Here is a 15215-nt window from a genome sequence, read left to right as displayed (position 1 = left end):
GTAGCTGACTCATGCCTCGTATTCTTAATAGGTTCAGTGAGCGAGACTCAATATAATGGTTAACACGTTAGCCAGATCAAATGTAGTAAGAAGTTTTTTTATATTACTGCTCTTATATACTTCAGGCGCGTGGGCGGGGTGGAGTGCTGACATTCGATATTCCCCCAGAGAAAAACAGTATTTTGCCAAAGTCACTTACTGGGATACTGGTGATGTCACGCCGAATCCAATGTATGGTTGTTCTGATCTATGTAGTGTCACCTTTTGGGTAGTAGCCGCTGGGACGACGGGTTCTCCCATGAACGAAGTGAGTTTCCCAGGACTCACGACCAGCAAGACCATGGGGGAACTGGCGCAAAGCTTTGCTAATTCAGGATTCTTTAATAGGGAGTTCTATAGTCGACAAGGCTTTCCTGACAAAAATGTATGTGTCTTTTTTGGCTATTGGGGGAGGTACCCCGGAGGGGCTTATGGCCCTGCTCGTTTTCCTGGGGGGATGCAATGCGTTCCGCCGGTGATTGATCCCACCTATTGTGACCTGGCGGAAAAAGAGATTGAGCTGCGTCATGGCGTGCTGCGCGACGAGGAGGTGAATGGTCAGACTGTTAGCACCTCGCTGCATGTGACGTGCAGTTCCAAATATCCGGTGCGAATTATGTCGGCAGACAGAGTCGGCAGCGTTTACTTTAATGGTGGGAAACAGTTCCGGAGTGAACTGAAAATAGATGGCAAGGATTTAGGTGAAGGGAAAGTTGTTGAGGCAACGCCGCAAGGGGTGTCGCTAACCTTAAGTTCCACGTTGATGGGGTATGATGGCAGTATTGGGGTATTTCAGGGATCTAAAACGATCATTGTTTCTTTACCGTAATCGGCATGGGTATTTTCGCCGTGACTTTCATGAGAAACAGCAGCACTGATATTTCTATAATGGAGTTTAAAGGTGCTGCTTACCTTGCCACACAAGGCGCTGCTATAAATACGTTAGGTATCCATAGGCTAGAATATTTTGGAGACCGATAGGTAACGAGATGTCTCTCCCTCTGTGCCGCGTCGTCATCGCGATACAGCGTGACGACTTGGTTGAACAGATATATGTGGCGAAGCAACAGTGTGCTTTTAAATCTGAGAATGGCATTTGCGAGTAGTAATGTTTCCGATTTTTTAATTAATTGCCTGGCGAATCGGACAAATATGTGGCTGGTGATGGGCATTTGTGACAGAGGGTATCACTCCATCTTGATTATGACTGTGCACATCGCGGATATAAGCGTTTTTATACGATATCAACCAGGAGAAAGGGATGAAAAAGACAGCGTTAGCGATGGCATTGCTGTGTATTAGCCATACCGGTTGGGGTGCCCCGCCTACGGTGGCGGTTAACTACCGTGGTGAGCTGGTGGCGGAGCCTTGCGTGATCCCCCCTGGAGAGGAAAATATCGAGCTGGATTTTGGCACGGTGATTGATAAATATCTTTATCTCAATCAGCGTACGGCGGGGAAAGCGTTTTCTCTACAGCTGACGGAATGCGATCTCAGCCTTGGCGAAACGGTAAGCGTTTCCTTCAGCGGTACGGAAAGCGCTGCGCTGCCGGGGTTGCTGGCTATCAGTAGCGGTGGTGCGAGCGGCATCGCCATTGGCCTGGAGAATGTTTCAGGTGAGCTATTACCCTTGAATCAGCCTTCGGGGAAACTGCGACTACAGGAAGGAAGCAATAGAATTACGCTTAAAGCTTATGTGCGTGGTGAACCTGAGGCTATTAAAAACAAAAGTATCGCCAGAGGAGAATTTGTCAGTACGGCTACATTTTTACTTGATTACGAATAATAGACTGTAAGCGATACGAGTAGAATAAATATCGTAATATATCCGGTGGAAAACTTTAAAACAGGCCGAGCAGAATACCAATTTTGTACGGAATAAAATTATCTTGGCCGACAAGAGGTGTTACATGGGAACATTTAATATCGTAATAGATGATGAGAATCGCTATTTTGCTGAGGGGCTTCGACTCAGTATTGAAAAGTATGCGCAGAATCGCAATAAATCCGTCAATTTTTTATCACCGGACGGTGAGGGGCATACCGACATGGTTGTTGCTTCTTCACTGCGGCGTGCGCAACGCTGGCGCAGGGCGAATCTTTCAGGCGCACCGTTTATCCTTACCGTTAAGGAACGGCCTGTTTTAGCTGCGAGGGGTATCTCTGGCGTGCTGTACCGAACAGATAATCAGAACAAGCTGTTTGAGTTATTGTCTGAAGCATTGTCCTGTTCTGCGTTCCCGGCTACCGCTAAGCGGCAAATCTTAACCGGCAGAGAGCGGCAGGTGGTTGGTTATCTTCGTAATGGATTCGATCAATCCCATACTGCTAGGTTGCTGGGGTTAAGCGTCAAGACGATTCATAGCCATAAACGCTCGATAATGAGAAAGTTAATGTTAAATCGGCATCATGAGTTTATTTATTGGTTATTGCTTCATGGTGATGAATATACTGAAAGTTGATATATTTCATTCCTGTTTTCCATCCGCGGCTCTTTCTATTTGTGGTTGGGCATTGGGAAATAGTACCGAGCTGAGATATCTTGTTAATAACCGCATGAGGTGGTTGGTTTTTGATATTGGAGCACGATGATGTTGAAGGGACGAATTAAGTTGCGATTTATATTAGCGTTGAAAGTGGGAGCCTTGCTCTTTTTTCCAATCAGCGCTATAGCTGATTGGAAAACGGCGGCAGAAGTGGAAATTATACCCCCCAACTCACCAGGGCAGGGACCGGCTGTTCAGGGAATCTGGCACGTTTATATTAACCAATGGGATACCAATGATCTCAGGCCTAACCCTATGTACGGCTGTAACAGCTGTGCTCTCCATCTGCGGTATAGGTTGCCTTGGTGGGGATCAGGTCATGATGCTCAGGTATTTGCCGACACAGGAGGCTGGCTTAGCAACAGCAAGACGCTTGGCGAAGTGGCTCTGGGGGCTCAACAACAGGGGCTGGTCGGACCGAATGCGACTCGATATCTTGTTAGATCAGTGAGTGGTTGGGGGCTGTGTGCCTACTTAGCGTACTCTGACCATGCTGTGATTAAAGGCACTATTCTTGGTGGTGCCATAGATGCGAATCGCTATCCGGCTTGCGAGGCGCCTGTAGTGCACCCTACTCAATGTAATATTCGTGAGCCCCAGGTAGATATTCGACATGGGTTGGTTGCACCAGACAAAGTTAACGGCAGTCAGGCTTCGGCACAGATTACCGTTTGGTGCAATGAAACTTTGCCGGTGCGTATTGTCGCGGCAGAAGCGAATGCCACTGACTTTATTAGCCTGAGTAAAGCCAGTAACTTTCGTAGCATCGTAACGATCAACGGGAGTCCCTTCTCGAAAGGTGCCTTTATTGATGCCGGGTCGGCCGGTACGAAAGTTAATTTGACCTCAACGCTGGCTAATTACTCTGGTGAAGTGGGTGATTTTCAAGGGAGCGCTACAATTGTGGTATCCATTCAATGAAAAAGTGATCTTAATGCTTTACTAGGTTACAGAAGGTATCCTGAATGGAAGAGTATTCCTAACCTTGATTAGGGATGGTCTATTGCTTATTTGTTGTTACCCTAGTTCTCTCTGTTGTTTCAAGCTTGAATTAGACCGCTACACGGCAGTGGGCGAGTCTGCTGGGGATTTGCTAATAATTTCTTATCGATAAGCAGGAATGAGTCCTGCTTTTTTTGGCTCATAACGCGCTATGGCTTATGAGTTATGAAAAACTATTTATCAAGTGAATATTATATTTTGTGTGGTGCCGAGGTGTACCCAGGGAAGGTAAAGTGGATCTTTTTTATCTGGCGATTTTTTTGTTTTTTCTGAGTTTATATGCGTTTTTCAAACACGATCAGCGTATGAAGAAAAGGCGATTGGCGATAGGTGGAAGAGGGCATTAGCCGCAACAGGAAACCGGTACAGGGTCTGCCGCACAGGGAAATAAATACAAACGGGTAATTCAATAAACAAGGAGAAGGACATGATGAGAAGAAAAATCGCATTACTGGGTTGCACACTGCTGATGTGTTCGCAGCTGGCTCAGGCCAAGCTGGTGATTGAAGGTGGTCTTAATGGCAATATCGGCAGCGGCAACGGTGCTTCAGTTGACGTCAGCATTAACGGCAGCACTAACGGCAACAACGGCAACAACGGCACCGGTGTAAACGTTGGCGGTTCGCAAAAGCCGGATTCTAGCGCCAGCCAACTGCAAAAAGACATTTACGCGTCAATTTGCGCCAGCCCGTTTATGAAGAAATACGCTTCGATTTGTCAGTAAGGATGTATGTAATTAAGCCCGCCACGACTATGGTGGGCTTTTTCTTCGTTTTGCCCGCCATAGGTATCTCAATCTTGCCGTTCAGGCTTGATGTAGGCAATGCCTTGTTCGTCATACAGAGTGTAAATCATCCGCAACAGTGTCCTGATCTCTTCAGATTCATCCAACTGTCGGGTGCTCATGATGATCGGGGAAACCAGGCGCCGTTCGTTCAATATGTTGTAGACCACGTCCGGGCGCTTCAGGCTGTGCAGGCAGTGAGGAACCAACGCGATGCCTTCACCAGCGGCTACCAGCCCCAATGCGACCTGCAGTTCCCGCACCTCCATGATTTTTCTGGGGACTAACACACGATCGCGAAAGGTCGCCAGCACCTGATCGGCAAAGCTTGGGCGCGGCGTTTGCGGGTAAACGATCAGCGTTTCCGCCTGTAGGGCGCGCAGCGTTAATCCCTCCGAACGAGCCAGCGGGTGATCGGCCGCTAAGGCCGCCATCAGAGGCTCTTCTCGCAGGATAATGCGGCGTATATGCATGTCTTCATGGCGAATGCGACCGAATCCTACATCAATTTTCCCTTCCTTGAGCGCTCGAATCTGTTCCAGAGTGGTCATTTCATGCAGGTTCAGACCTACTTCGGGGTGAGCGGTGCGGAAACGGCGAATCAGCTGCGGCAGGATGTCATAGAGCGTTGAGGCGACAAAACCGAGCGACAGCGGGCGCTCTACTTGCCCCACGCGCTGGGTCATGGTCTTCAATTCGAGACTTTGCGCCAGGAATTGCAGTGCGTGCCCATAGAGAAAGCGCCCGGCCGCGGTCAGCACCAGAGGACGGGCGCCGCGTTTAAACAGCCTCACCCCCAGGCTCGCCTCCAACTGCTGAATTTGCCGGCTGAGCGGCGGTTGGCTGATATGCAGCCGCTCAGCCGCTCGGCTGAAATTCTGCTCTTCCGCGACGGCGATAAAATAGCGTAAATGACGCAGCTCCAAGATTATGCCTTTAAGGTATCAATACGATGCAAAATGGGTGTTAGACGAGCGCGCCCATGAGCGATATCGTCGCGAATGAAAATAAAATATGTATTGGCCACTCATCATAGGTGGTTTTTAATTTTTATTAAAGAATAAGTTTTTTAGCTAAATCCAACTCGTCTATATAAGTGAAATACATAAGCTCAACCTATTATTGGTGGTTTGCTCTGATATTTATGGTTGGTGCCGATTTCATTTCCGGGAGGACATATGTCGCAAGCTAATATTTATGTCGTGGATATCAATCCAATAATAGATAACGCGAAACTGAATAATATGCACCGACTCACGGTGTTATGGTGCGCTTTTATTATTGTTTTTGACGGTTTCGATCTTGCAGTACTGGGTGTGGTCCTTCCTGAACTCATGGCGAACTGGGGCATCACTGCGGCTCAGGCGGGCCTGCTGGGCAGTTATACCTTAGTAGGCATGATGCTCGGCGCGATTTTATTGGGTCCGCTCTCAGATAAAATAGGCAGGAAGAAAACCATTAGTTTGTGTATTATCACCTTTAGCTTATTTACTTTTCTTTGCGGCTTTAGCGTTAATGCTGGCCAATTCGGCTGGTGTCGTTTTATCGCCGGCATGGGGCTGGGAGGCGTTATGCCCAGCGTTACGGCCCTCACCAGCGAATATTCACCTAAAAGTAAGCGGAGCCTGATGGTTGGGCTGATGTTTAGTGGTTATTCCATCGGCGGCATGCTCGCGGCGCTGTCAGGCATTTATTTGATCCCGGTCGCGGGGTGGCAATCTATATTTTATATTGCCGCTTTGCCACTCATTGTTTTGCCATGGATGTTAAGCCACCTGCCCGAATCGGCGGCATTTTTAGTGAAAACCGAACAGCATGACCGTTTAAAACGCCTTTTGGAAAAGATTGCGCCAGACTATATCCATCAACCCGGTACGAAGTTTATCAGCTCTTCCTCGGCAGGTATAAAAGCGGGAAAGGCGACCCTGAAGGATCTGTTCGCTGAACGCAGAGGCTTAAGTACGTTGATGTTCTGGCTGGTTTTCTTCATGTCGCTGTTTGTCATCTACGGCATGACCTCCTGGTTGCCTAAGTTGATGTTGCAGGCTGGCTATCCATTAGGCTCCAGCCTGTCGTTCCTGTTTGCGCTGCATCTGGGCACCATTGTCGGGGCGTTGAGCAGTTGCTGGCTGATGGACCGAATGAATGGAAGACGTATTCTTATTGGGTATTTTTTGCTGGGCGCCGCCACTTTAGTGTTGTTGGGTACTCAGACGCCGGTGTACATCCTGTATTTGCTGCTGATTATTGCAGGTGCAAGCACCATTGGTACGCAAATCGCGATGAGTTCTTATGTCGCCCGTTTTTATCCTGGAACCATGACTTCGACGGGCCTTGGCTGGGGCCTGGGCATTGGCCGTATTGGCGCGATTCTGGGGCCCTTCATGGGGGGTCTGTTGATTGATAGTGAATTGACGCTTCAGCAAAACTTTATGGCTTTCGCGCTGCCGTCGCTGCTGGCAGCCGTCTGCCTGCTTTTCGTCAATCCGCGCCTGGCCGTTTCCTGAACTTCACTCTTCCTTGGCGTAGAGATACACCGAAGCGCGGGAAACGCCGAGGTGCTGCGCCACAATCTCCATCGCCTTTTTCACCTCGAGCAGGCCTTGCTCCCTCAGTTCCTGAATCAACCGCTTTCTCTCCGGCGTTTTCAGCGCGCGCGGCGTGGTGGCGTGGCGTGCGGCGAAGCGATCGATACGGTTGCGGATGGCCTCCGCGCCGCTGGGCTCCAGGTGTTCCGTCACCGCGCCGGCCGCCGTTTGCGTGAACTGCGCCAGCGCGTTTTGCATGCCGCGGAACAGCGTCATATCAACGTTCAAACAGAGTGCGGCGACGTAGTCGCCCTGCGCATTCTTGATGCCGATCGAGGTGCTTTTCGCCGGGCGGCCATCGGCGAACAGGTTGCCGTAGTTGGCGATCACGCTGGGAAACTCCGCCGAAGCGATGCGAGCCAGGCCAAGTTCCGTCGCCGCTTGGCCGACTTCTCGTCCGGACAGGTTGTTGTGGATCGCCAAAATGGCGTGTTCGGGATTTTGCAGATCGTGAACCACCACCTCGCAAAACGGCGCGAAGGTGGCGCTCAGCCCCTCGGCAATCACATTCAACTGGGATAACAACAGGTTTTCCGGCACTTCAGGCATAGGGCACTCCGATCACTTTCTTGGCGGCGTTGGCTCATTTCGAGCCAGATGAAGAACATACCACAAGTGCGGCGCACGGCGGTTTTCATCTGGCGCCTGGCGGCACTAAAAATGATCTTGCTCCCAATTCTGCACTTCCCGATTGGCATTTGGCCGTCGCGCAGGTATATAACATCATTTTTGGACTTATTTTCTAATTTTAGATTATTTGTTTTAAATATGACAATGTTCGTGCGTTAAAAGCCGTATCGCACACACCGGGGTTTTTCAGCGCTAGCTTCAACGGCCCGCAAGGGCATGGAGAACAATAATGTCTGCAACTTCAGTCGTCGGTTCTGCACGAAAACCTTTTTATTACACGTTGACCTTTCAGTTGGTGGTAGGGCTGGCGGCCGGTAGCGCGCTGGGCCTGTTGTGGCCGCAAATCGGCGCTCAGCTCAATCCGCTGGCGGCGGCCTTCGTCAAACTGATCAAAATGGTGGCCGGCCTGATTGTGTTTCTCACCGTGGTAGCCGGTTTTGCGCAGGTTAAACGCGGTGCCGGCGTTGGCCGCCTGGGCATGATCTCGGTCTGTTATTTCGAAGTGGTCAGCACGTTGGCGCTGCTGATCGGCCTGGCGATGGGCAATCTGTTTGAGCCGGGCAAGGGGCTGGTCTTGCATGCCGATGCCGCCACGGCGCTTAAACCGGCGGAGCCCCTGCAAGGCATGGATTTCGTGATGAGCATCATCCCGAAAACGGTGGTTGATGCGTTGGCCGGCGGCATCATGCTGCAAATCTTGTTGGTGGCTCTGCTGTTTGGCTATGCGCTGTACGCGATGGGCGATAAAAGCAAGCCGGTGGTTGATTTGGTGAATCTGCTGACCGACGCCACCTTCAAAGTGGTCAATATCATCCTCAAGCTGGCGCCCGTTGGCGTATTTGGCGCGGCGGCGTTCATGCTGGGCAAATACGGCATCGGCGCGCTGATGCCGGTGATGAAATTGGTGGGGCTGGTCTATCTGGGGTGTCTGTTCCTCATTGTGGTGGTGTTTTCCGTGGTGGCCTGGTTGACCCGTTTTAGCCTGTTCAGTTTCTTAAAACTCATCAGGGAAGAGCTGATCATCGCCTTTACCACCACCTCATCGGAAGCCGCCTTGCCTGGCCTGATGAAAAAACTTGAATCGGTCGGCTGCAGTAAAGCCACCGTCGGTTTTGTCGTGCCGACCGGCTACTCCTTGAATCTGGACGGCTCTTCAATCTACATGACGTTAGCGGCGCTGTTTATCGCTCAGGCCGCCGGTTTGGAGCTGAGCCTGGCGCAACAGGCCGGTCTATTGATGGTGTTTCTGTTGACCTCGAAAGGCGTAGCCGGCGTGACGGGCGGCGCTTTCGTCACGCTGTCCGCTTCGCTGTTGATGTTTCCAGAGATACCGATGGAGGGGCTGGCGCTGATTCTCGGCGTGGATCGCTTGATGGATACCATGCGTACGTTGACCAACGTGGCCGGCAACGGCGTGGCGACCATGGCGATTTCTTACTGGCAGAAAGAGCGTGTGGGTTTTCAGGCGAGGCTGCCTGAAGCGGCTGCGCGCAAACCCGTCTGAATGCCGCCCTGCGCCGTTTCCGCAGGGCTTTTCGAACCTGTGCAAGGATTAAATATGAAGCATGATGTGGTTTACAACGCCGCCGGCGGCTTTCCTCCCGCCGGTCATTATTCGCCCAGCTGTACGGCCAATGGGACGGTCTATATCTCTGGTCAATTGCCGATCGCCTTTTCCGGTGAGAGTCTTGCCGACGAACCTTTCGCGCGGCAAGCCCGCCAGGTGCTGGCCAATCTGGATGCCTGCCTGGCAGGGGCCGGCGTCGGCCGCGCGCAGCTGGTTCAGGTGCGCGTCTATCTGACGGATATCGATTTGTGGCCGACCTTCAATGCGCTGTATGCCGAATGGATCGGCGAGTTTCGCCCTGCGCGCGCGGTGGCCGGCGTATCGCAACTGCATTATGGCGCCGCCGTGGAAGTGGAAGCTGTCGCGTTGGCCGCCCTTTAACCCTTACTGACAGGTAACGCTATGACCGATTTGATTTTACCCGTTTATGACGACGTGGCCGCCGCCGCCGCGCGCATCAATGATTATACTCACCGCACGCCGGTGCAGACTTCACGCACGGTTGACGACGATTTCGGCGCCAGCATATTTTTCAAATGCGAGAACCTGCAGCGCATGGGCGCCTTTAAATTTCGCGGTGCGATGAATGCTTTGCTGCAGTTTTCTCCGGCGCAGCGCAAGGCCGGGGTCGTGGCCTTTTCTTCCGGCAATCATGCGCAGGCGATCGCGCTGGCTGCCCGGCTGCTCGACATTCCCGCCACGATCGTCATGCCGCACGACGCGCCGGCGGCCAAAGTGGCTGCGACGCGCGGCTATGGCGGCAAAGTGGTGGAGTACAACCGTTATCATGAAGATCGCGAGCAGATCGGCCGGGATCTGGCGCAGCAACAGGGATTAACGCTGATCCCGCCTTACGATCATCCGCAGGTGATCGCCGGGCAGGGCACCGCAGCTAAAGAGCTGTTCGACGAGGTTGGCGAACTGGACGCGCTGTTCGTTTGTCTGGGCGGCGGCGGGTTGCTGGCCGGTTCTGCGCTTGCCGGGCGCCGGCTGTCGCCGGGTTGCCGAGTCTATGGCGTAGAGCCTTTGGCGGGCAATGACGGGCAGCAATCATTCCGTACCGGCCGCATCGTTCACATTGAGACGCCGCAGACCCTCGCCGATGGCGCGCAGACGCAGCACCTGGGCCAATATACTTTCCCTATTATCCGCCGGGACGTTGACGACATTCTGACGGTGACCGACGATGAGCTGATTAGCGCCATGCGCTTTTTCGCCGAACGAATGAAAATGGTGGTGGAGCCAACCGGCTGCCTGGGATTCGCCGCCGCCTGCGCGCATAAATCGATGCTGCGGGGAAAACGCGTCGGTGTGATCATCAGCGGTGGCAACGTCGACATTCGCCGCTACGGCGAGTTGCTGGCAGGTCAATAGAAACAGGCGGGTGACGAGAGAGAACCATGGTGACAGACAAGACAGTATTTGAGCAGGTCATGGCGCTGCTGAGCGCCGGAGAGGCCGCATTCCGGGTGATAGAACATCCGGCGGAGGGGCGCTGCGAAGCGGTGGCGGCGCTGCGCGGCACCGAACAGGGGCAGGGCGCCAAGGCACTGGTCTGCCAAACGCGCATCGACGGCGCCAAGCATTACATTTTGGCGGTGCTGGCGGCGGACCGTCAGGCGGATCTGCAGCGGTTGGCGGCCGAGTTGGGCGGTAAAAAGGCATCGTTGGTCAGCCCGGCGGAAATCACGACCCTGACGGCCTGCGTGCCGGGGGCGATCCCGCCGTTCAGCTTCCACCCGCAGCTCAGGCTGGTCGCCGATCCGGAGCTGTTTGACCGTTACGATGAAATTGCGTTTAACGCCGGCGATCTGCAACGCTCCGTGGTGCTCAATGCGCAGGATTATCTGCGTATTGCGGCGCCTGAGTTTATTCATTTTGCGCGTACGGAGACAATGACGGAGTGAGAAAAAGATCGTCTGTTCGGACGAGTTGAACAACAACGCTGAACCGCCGTTTACCGCCGGTTCAGCGTTGTTATGCTATATCCTTTGTTCGGAACCGCTGGCTGAACGAGAGACTGAGTTTGATCACCAATCCCCTATCCCGCAAAGAATACGCAGTATGGATGTCGTTAACGATAGGGTTCAGCTTTGCGTGGCTAAATCTTTTAGAGATTTATAATCGTGATACGTTATTTTTTCAGAAGTTGACGATTTCCGTCATCAATAACGTTTCGTTCGCTGATGTTATCGCCCCTTACCTGAGACTGATTCTGTATCTTCCTTTCGGGCTATTGGCGGTGGTGCTGACGCTGCTGTTTTGCGCCCAGCGGTTATGCGATACCCGGTTCTTCGTGCTCGCCTGGCCGGTTTCTCTGGCGATCTTCCTGGCCTTTTGGTTTATCAACGTCGCTTTCCCCGGGCATCTCAATCTGGTATTAGCCGCCAAATCCTGTGTGCTGGCGCTGATTGGGCTGATCCCACCGAGGAAGCGGAAGACCGAATAATCGAACGCAGTTCGATGGAGAGTCCGTATCTCAGAAAGCGAAAAACCCGCCATAGGCGGGTTCTTCTGAATAGGGCGACCGGACTCGGACAACCGGCGCTGGCGCCGCGTTGAACAGCGCTTCAGCGCTGGCCCGCAGGGTGAGGCCTCTGGCCGAATAATCGAACGCAGTTCGATGGAGAGTCCGTATCCCAGAAAGCGAAAAACCCGCCATAGGCGGGTTCTTCTGAAGATGGTGCCCGGACTCGGACAACCGGCGCTGGCGCCGCGTTGAACAGCGCTTCAGCGCTGGCCCGCAGGGTGAGGCCTCTGGCCGAATAATCGAACGCAGTTCGATGGAGAGTCCGTACCCCAGAAAGCGAAAAACCCAGCCATAGGCTGGGTTCTCTAAATATGGTGCCCGGACTCGGACAACCGGCGCTGGCGCCGCGTTGAACAGCGCTTCAGCGCTGGCCCGCAGGGTGAGGCCTCTGGCCGAATAATCGAACGCAGTTCGATGGAGAGTCCGTACCCCAGAAAGCGAAAAACCCAGCCATAGGCTGGGTTCTCTAAATATGGTGCCCGGACTCGGACAACCGGCGCTGGCGCCGCGTTGAACAGCGCTTCAGCGCTGGCCCGCAGGGTGAGGCCTCTGGCCGAATAATCGAACGCAGTTCGATGGAGAGTCCGTACCCCAGAAAGCGAAAAACCCAGCCATAGGCTGGGTTCTCTAAATATGGTGCCCGGACTCGGAATCGAACCAAGGACACGGGGATTTTCAATCCCCTGCTCTACCGACTGAGCTATCCGGGCAACGGGCAGCATTAAACCGTATTGGCCGAAAGCCGTCAACGGCTTTATGCGTGAAATACGCGAAAATGCCTCCGGTTGCTGGCTTTTCAGGCAAAGGGCGCAAAAAATGCGCCTGTTGTGGCTATCGCCTCGGGTTGGTGGCGCTGCCAACCCTGCCGATTCAGCTCAGCGCCCCGTTGCGGCGGCACTGCGCCACCTGCAAGATGTCTTCCGCCAGCCGTTTGGCGACCGATACGTCCTGGAGCTGGCGTTTTACCAGCAGTTTGCTCAGGCAACCTTCCTGAATCAGCTCCATTTGCTGCGCCACCATGTCGGCGTCGTCGGCGTCCATTTCACGCAGCAATTCGCGGGTCAGCTCCAGCGAGGTCAGCTTTTGCTGCTCCGCCAGCTGGTGGATCGGGTGGTCCGTTTCCGGGAAGAAGCTGCAGGCGGCGATAAACAGGCAGCCGGGATAGCGGTCTTGCTGCACGTATTCCGCCAGCACGTCATAGCGCGCCAGCAGCTTTTGCTGCGGGCTCAGATTTTCGTCCAGCAGCAGCTGGCGGCGCCAGGTGTCGATCTGTTGGCCGTGGTAGCGCAGGCAGTCGTACAGCAGCGCTTCGCGATCCGGCCAGAACCGTTTGAGATCGCCGGGCTGAACGTCGAGTTTTTCCGCCAGCATCTCTAATGTGGCGGTCGCCAGGCCCTGTTGTTCCAACAGACCCAGCGCGGTATCAAGGACGTGTTCACGTTGCACTTGTGCTTCCTCCCATTCACTTCCGATCTTCAGTGTCAGTTATCGCATCACTTTCTGCAAATGCGCGTTGAAGGCTTCCGCCTTCATAAAACCGGTGACCCGCTGCGCCGTCAGTTCCTGGCCCGCCGGATCGAAGAACAGGATCGTCGGCAGCCCCAGCACCTGCAGATGCTTCAGCAGCGCCGCCTGTTCCGCGCTGTTGGCGGTCACATCCGCCTGCAGCAGCACCGCGTTGGCCAGGCTCGCCTGCACCGCCGCATCGCTGAAGGTGTATTTCTCGAATTCTTTACAGGCTACGCACCAGTCGGCGTACAGATCCAGCATCACCGGCTTGCCGCGCGCCTGTTGCAGCGCCAGATCGAGCTGTGCGACGTTGTTGATGCGGGTAAAGGCCAGGTGTGGCTGAGCGGCCTGCTGCGCCTGGTCGGCGCCGAAAGCCCAGTCCTGCAGCGGCCGTGCGGCGATCACCGCCGCCGCCAGCAGCAGCAGTTGCAGGGCGCGAGCCCAGCCGCGCGCGCTTCTCAGGCTCAGGGCGAAGGCCCAACCGAAGAACGCCAGGCCGAGCAGGCTCCACAGGCGCATGCCCCACAGATCGCCGATCACTCGCTCCAGCAGGAACACCGGCAGCGCCAGAATGACGAAGCCGAAGGCCTCTTTCACGTACTGCATCCACGGGCCGCTGCGCGGCAGCAGGCGGTTGCCGAACAGGGTGACGATCACCAGCGGAATGCCCATCCCCAGCGCGTACAGGTATAGCGTGCCGCCGCCGGCCCACAGATTGCCGCTCTGGGCGATATACAGCAGGATGGCGCTGAGCGGCGCGGTGGTGCAGGGCGAGCAAATCAGCCCGGCCAGGGCGCCCATCAGGAACACGCCGGTCAGCGAGCCGCCGCGCTGGGTGTTGCTCCAGTTAGCCAGCCGGGTTTGCAGTGCGGAAGGCAACTGCAGGGAATAGAGGCCGAACATCGACAGCGCCAGGGCGATGAACAGCACCGACAGGCCGATCAAGACATAAGGATGCTGCAGCGCCGCCTGGAACTGCAGCCCGGCGGCGGCCACCACCAACCCGAGCAGGGTGTAGGTGAGCGCCATGCCCTGCACGTAAACCACCGCCAGCGCCAGAATGCGGCCGCTGCTTTGCGGCCGGTCACGGCCGAGAATGATGCCGGAGATCAGCGGGTACATCGGCAGCACGCACGGCGTGAAGGCGATGCCGATGCCGATCAGCAATGCCCACAGCGGCGAGAACGGCAGGCTGGCCGGTGTTGCGGATTGTTCGGCTGGCTCAGAGGCAGCCGCCGGGAGCGGCGCGGCAGCGCCGGCGCTGACCGCGTCCAGCGGGATGACCCGGGTTTCCGGCGGATAGCAGAAGCCGGCCTCGGCGCAGCCCTGATAGGTGACGCTGAGGCTGGCGTTGGCCGCCGCCTGTTGCAGCGGCACCTGCAGATTCAGCTGCTGTTTGAAAATCGCCACTTCGCCGAAGAACTCGTCCTTGTGGCTTAGCCCTTCGGGCAGGGTAAACGCGCCGAGCGTTGCCTGCTGGGGCACCAGTTTGATCTGCTGACGATACAGGTAATAGCCGGGGCGGATCTGCCAGTTCAGCGTTACCTGGTTGCCTTGCTGTTTGAAATCGAAAGCGAAGGCCCGATCGACGGGCACGAACTGGCTGCCGCCCGTCGGTGCGAACAGCGAAGCCTGCGCCGCCTGCGGCAGGAAGAACAGGCTGCACAGCAGCAAAATCAGTTTAATGAAGCGTTGATCCATGACAGGTAGTCTTTATCTCCGGCCATCACCGGCAATACCAGCAGCTCGGGTGTCTGGTAGGGGTGATGTTGTTTCAGGGTGTCGAGCAGGGCCTGCTGACGGCGGCGATCGCTTTTGAACAGCATCTGCACCTCGTATTCCTGTTCCAGTTTCCCTTCCCAGTAATACAGCGAGGTGGCGCCGGGCAGCAGCGTGGCGCAGGCCGCCAGCTTATCGCCCAAGACCCGCGCCGCCAGTTCCTGGGCGCTGGCTTCATCGGGTGCGGTACAGAGTATGACGACAGCTTCGCAATCAGACATCTTCAGCCCTCTCATCGGTT

At 54.8% G+C, this 15215-nt stretch carries 16 protein-coding genes and 1 tRNA gene; 11 read left to right on the top strand and 6 right to left on the bottom strand.

Annotated features, from left to right (window positions below):
- The first annotated feature begins 298 nt into the window (after nt 1–298).
- The 5 genes from GT753_RS22990 to GT753_RS22970 all read left to right on the top strand — a co-directional run bounded on the left by GT753_RS22990 (nt 299) and on the right by GT753_RS22970 (nt 4311).
- Nucleotides 299–868: a hypothetical protein gene (locus tag GT753_RS22990; RefSeq protein WP_160125985.1), complete on the top strand. Its 570-nt coding sequence runs from the start codon at nt 299–301 to the stop codon at nt 866–868.
- A 432-nt stretch (nt 869–1300) separates the two neighbouring features.
- On the top strand, nt 1301–1825 hold the full coding sequence (locus GT753_RS22985; protein WP_160125984.1) for a fimbrial protein: 525 nt from the start codon (nt 1301–1303) through the stop codon (nt 1823–1825).
- Nucleotides 1826–1949: 124 nt separating this feature from the next.
- Nucleotides 1950–2501, top strand: a complete 552-nt coding sequence (locus GT753_RS22980; RefSeq protein WP_160125983.1) for a LuxR C-terminal-related transcriptional regulator — start codon at nt 1950–1952, stop codon at nt 2499–2501.
- A 129-nt stretch (nt 2502–2630) separates the two neighbouring features.
- Nucleotides 2631–3506, top strand: a complete 876-nt coding sequence (locus GT753_RS22975; protein ID WP_015376364.1) for a hypothetical protein — start codon at nt 2631–2633, stop codon at nt 3504–3506.
- Nucleotides 3507–4014: 508 nt separating this feature from the next.
- Nucleotides 4015–4311, top strand: coding sequence for a hypothetical protein (locus GT753_RS22970; protein WP_015376365.1), 297 nt, complete (start codon nt 4015–4017; stop codon nt 4309–4311).
- Nucleotides 4312–4379: 68 nt separating this feature from the next.
- Here GT753_RS22970 and GT753_RS22965 read toward each other — a convergent pair whose 3' ends face one another.
- Nucleotides 4380–5297 carry a LysR family transcriptional regulator gene (locus GT753_RS22965; protein WP_160125982.1) on the bottom strand — a complete coding sequence of 306 codons (918 nt, stop codon included), beginning with the start codon at nt 5295–5297 and terminating at the stop codon, nt 4380–4382.
- A gap of 252 nt (nt 5298–5549) precedes the next feature.
- On the opposite strand from GT753_RS22965, the gene GT753_RS22960 reads away from it, so the two are divergent.
- On the top strand, nt 5550–6878 hold the full coding sequence (locus GT753_RS22960) for an MFS transporter (protein WP_088381163.1): 1329 nt from the start codon (nt 5550–5552) through the stop codon (nt 6876–6878).
- Nucleotides 6879–6881: 3 nt separating this feature from the next.
- Here the strand turns inward: GT753_RS22960 and GT753_RS22955 are convergent, their stop codons facing one another.
- On the bottom strand, nt 6882–7508 hold the full coding sequence (locus GT753_RS22955; protein ID WP_076740816.1) for a transcriptional regulator: 627 nt from the start codon (nt 7506–7508) through the stop codon (nt 6882–6884).
- Between the two features lie 310 nt (nt 7509–7818).
- Here GT753_RS22955 and GT753_RS22950 point away from each other — a divergent pair, with 310 nt between their 5' ends.
- The 5 genes from GT753_RS22950 (at nt 7819) to GT753_RS22930 (ending at nt 11605) form a co-directional block, all read left to right on the top strand.
- A complete protein-coding gene (locus GT753_RS22950) occupies nt 7819–9093 on the top strand; it encodes a cation:dicarboxylate symporter family transporter (protein ID WP_015376369.1) in 1275 nt (424 codons plus the stop codon).
- Between the two features lie 54 nt (nt 9094–9147).
- Complete coding sequence (locus GT753_RS22945) at nt 9148–9537, top strand: RidA family protein (protein ID WP_015376370.1); 390 nt, start codon at nt 9148–9150, stop codon at nt 9535–9537.
- A gap of 21 nt (nt 9538–9558) precedes the next feature.
- Nucleotides 9559–10530 carry a threo-3-hydroxy-L-aspartate ammonia-lyase gene (locus GT753_RS22940; protein WP_015376371.1) on the top strand — a complete coding sequence of 324 codons (972 nt, stop codon included), beginning with the start codon at nt 9559–9561 and terminating at the stop codon, nt 10528–10530.
- Between the two features lie 26 nt (nt 10531–10556).
- The gene (locus GT753_RS22935; protein WP_015376372.1) at nt 10557–11063 is read left to right on the top strand and encodes a YbaK/prolyl-tRNA synthetase associated domain-containing protein; all 507 of its coding nucleotides are present in this window, start codon (nt 10557–10559) and stop codon (nt 11061–11063) included.
- A 119-nt stretch (nt 11064–11182) separates the two neighbouring features.
- Nucleotides 11183–11605 carry a hypothetical protein gene (locus GT753_RS22930; RefSeq protein ID WP_230857971.1) on the top strand — a complete coding sequence of 141 codons (423 nt, stop codon included), beginning with the start codon at nt 11183–11185 and terminating at the stop codon, nt 11603–11605.
- Between the two features lie 715 nt (nt 11606–12320).
- Here the strand turns inward: GT753_RS22930 and GT753_RS22925 are convergent.
- From GT753_RS22925 to cutA, 4 genes are all read right to left on the bottom strand, one after another.
- Nucleotides 12321–12396 (bottom strand) — tRNA-Phe (locus GT753_RS22925).
- Nucleotides 12397–12556: 160 nt separating this feature from the next.
- Nucleotides 12557–13132: a transcriptional regulator gene (locus tag GT753_RS22920; protein WP_016929381.1), complete on the bottom strand. Its 576-nt coding sequence runs from the start codon at nt 13130–13132 to the stop codon at nt 12557–12559.
- A 39-nt stretch (nt 13133–13171) separates the two neighbouring features.
- The gene (locus GT753_RS22915) at nt 13172–14896 is read right to left on the bottom strand and encodes a protein-disulfide reductase DsbD (protein WP_015376375.1); all 1725 of its coding nucleotides are present in this window, start codon (nt 14894–14896) and stop codon (nt 13172–13174) included.
- Nucleotides 14872–15195: a divalent cation tolerance protein CutA gene (gene cutA / locus GT753_RS22910; protein WP_015376376.1), complete on the bottom strand. Its 324-nt coding sequence runs from the start codon at nt 15193–15195 to the stop codon at nt 14872–14874. Before cutA ends, GT753_RS22915 begins: the two co-directional genes overlap by 25 nt.
- Nucleotides 15196–15215 lie beyond the last annotated feature (20 nt).

Origin of the sequence: Serratia sp. Z4, assembly GCF_009900725.1 — a bacterium.
GTDB lineage: Bacteria > Pseudomonadota > Gammaproteobacteria > Enterobacterales > Enterobacteriaceae > Serratia > Serratia nematodiphila.
This window is presented reverse-complemented; position numbering and strand designations above follow the sequence as displayed.

Coding starts and splice junctions, on each gene's coding strand:
- GT753_RS22970 (WP_015376365.1), top strand. CDS start 4,015: ATGATGAGAAGAAAAATCGCATTACTGGGTTGCACACTGCTGATGTGT.
- GT753_RS22975 (WP_015376364.1), top strand. CDS start 2,631: ATGTTGAAGGGACGAATTAAGTTGCGATTTATATTAGCGTTGAAAGTG.
- GT753_RS22945 (WP_015376370.1), top strand. CDS start 9,148: ATGAAGCATGATGTGGTTTACAACGCCGCCGGCGGCTTTCCTCCCGCC.
- GT753_RS22960 (WP_088381163.1), top strand. CDS start 5,550: ATGTCGCAAGCTAATATTTATGTCGTGGATATCAATCCAATAATAGAT.
- cutA (WP_015376376.1), bottom strand. CDS start 15,195: ATGTCTGATTGCGAAGCTGTCGTCATACTCTGTACCGCACCCGATGAA.
- GT753_RS22990 (WP_160125985.1), top strand. CDS start 299: ATGAACGAAGTGAGTTTCCCAGGACTCACGACCAGCAAGACCATGGGG.
- GT753_RS22950 (WP_015376369.1), top strand. CDS start 7,819: ATGTCTGCAACTTCAGTCGTCGGTTCTGCACGAAAACCTTTTTATTAC.
- GT753_RS22935 (WP_015376372.1), top strand. CDS start 10,557: ATGGTGACAGACAAGACAGTATTTGAGCAGGTCATGGCGCTGCTGAGC.
- GT753_RS22915 (WP_015376375.1), bottom strand. CDS start 14,896: ATGGATCAACGCTTCATTAAACTGATTTTGCTGCTGTGCAGCCTGTTC.
- GT753_RS22955 (WP_076740816.1), bottom strand. CDS start 7,508: ATGCCTGAAGTGCCGGAAAACCTGTTGTTATCCCAGTTGAATGTGATT.
- GT753_RS22985 (WP_160125984.1), top strand. CDS start 1,301: ATGAAAAAGACAGCGTTAGCGATGGCATTGCTGTGTATTAGCCATACC.
- GT753_RS22980 (WP_160125983.1), top strand. CDS start 1,950: ATGGGAACATTTAATATCGTAATAGATGATGAGAATCGCTATTTTGCT.
- GT753_RS22940 (WP_015376371.1), top strand. CDS start 9,559: ATGACCGATTTGATTTTACCCGTTTATGACGACGTGGCCGCCGCCGCC.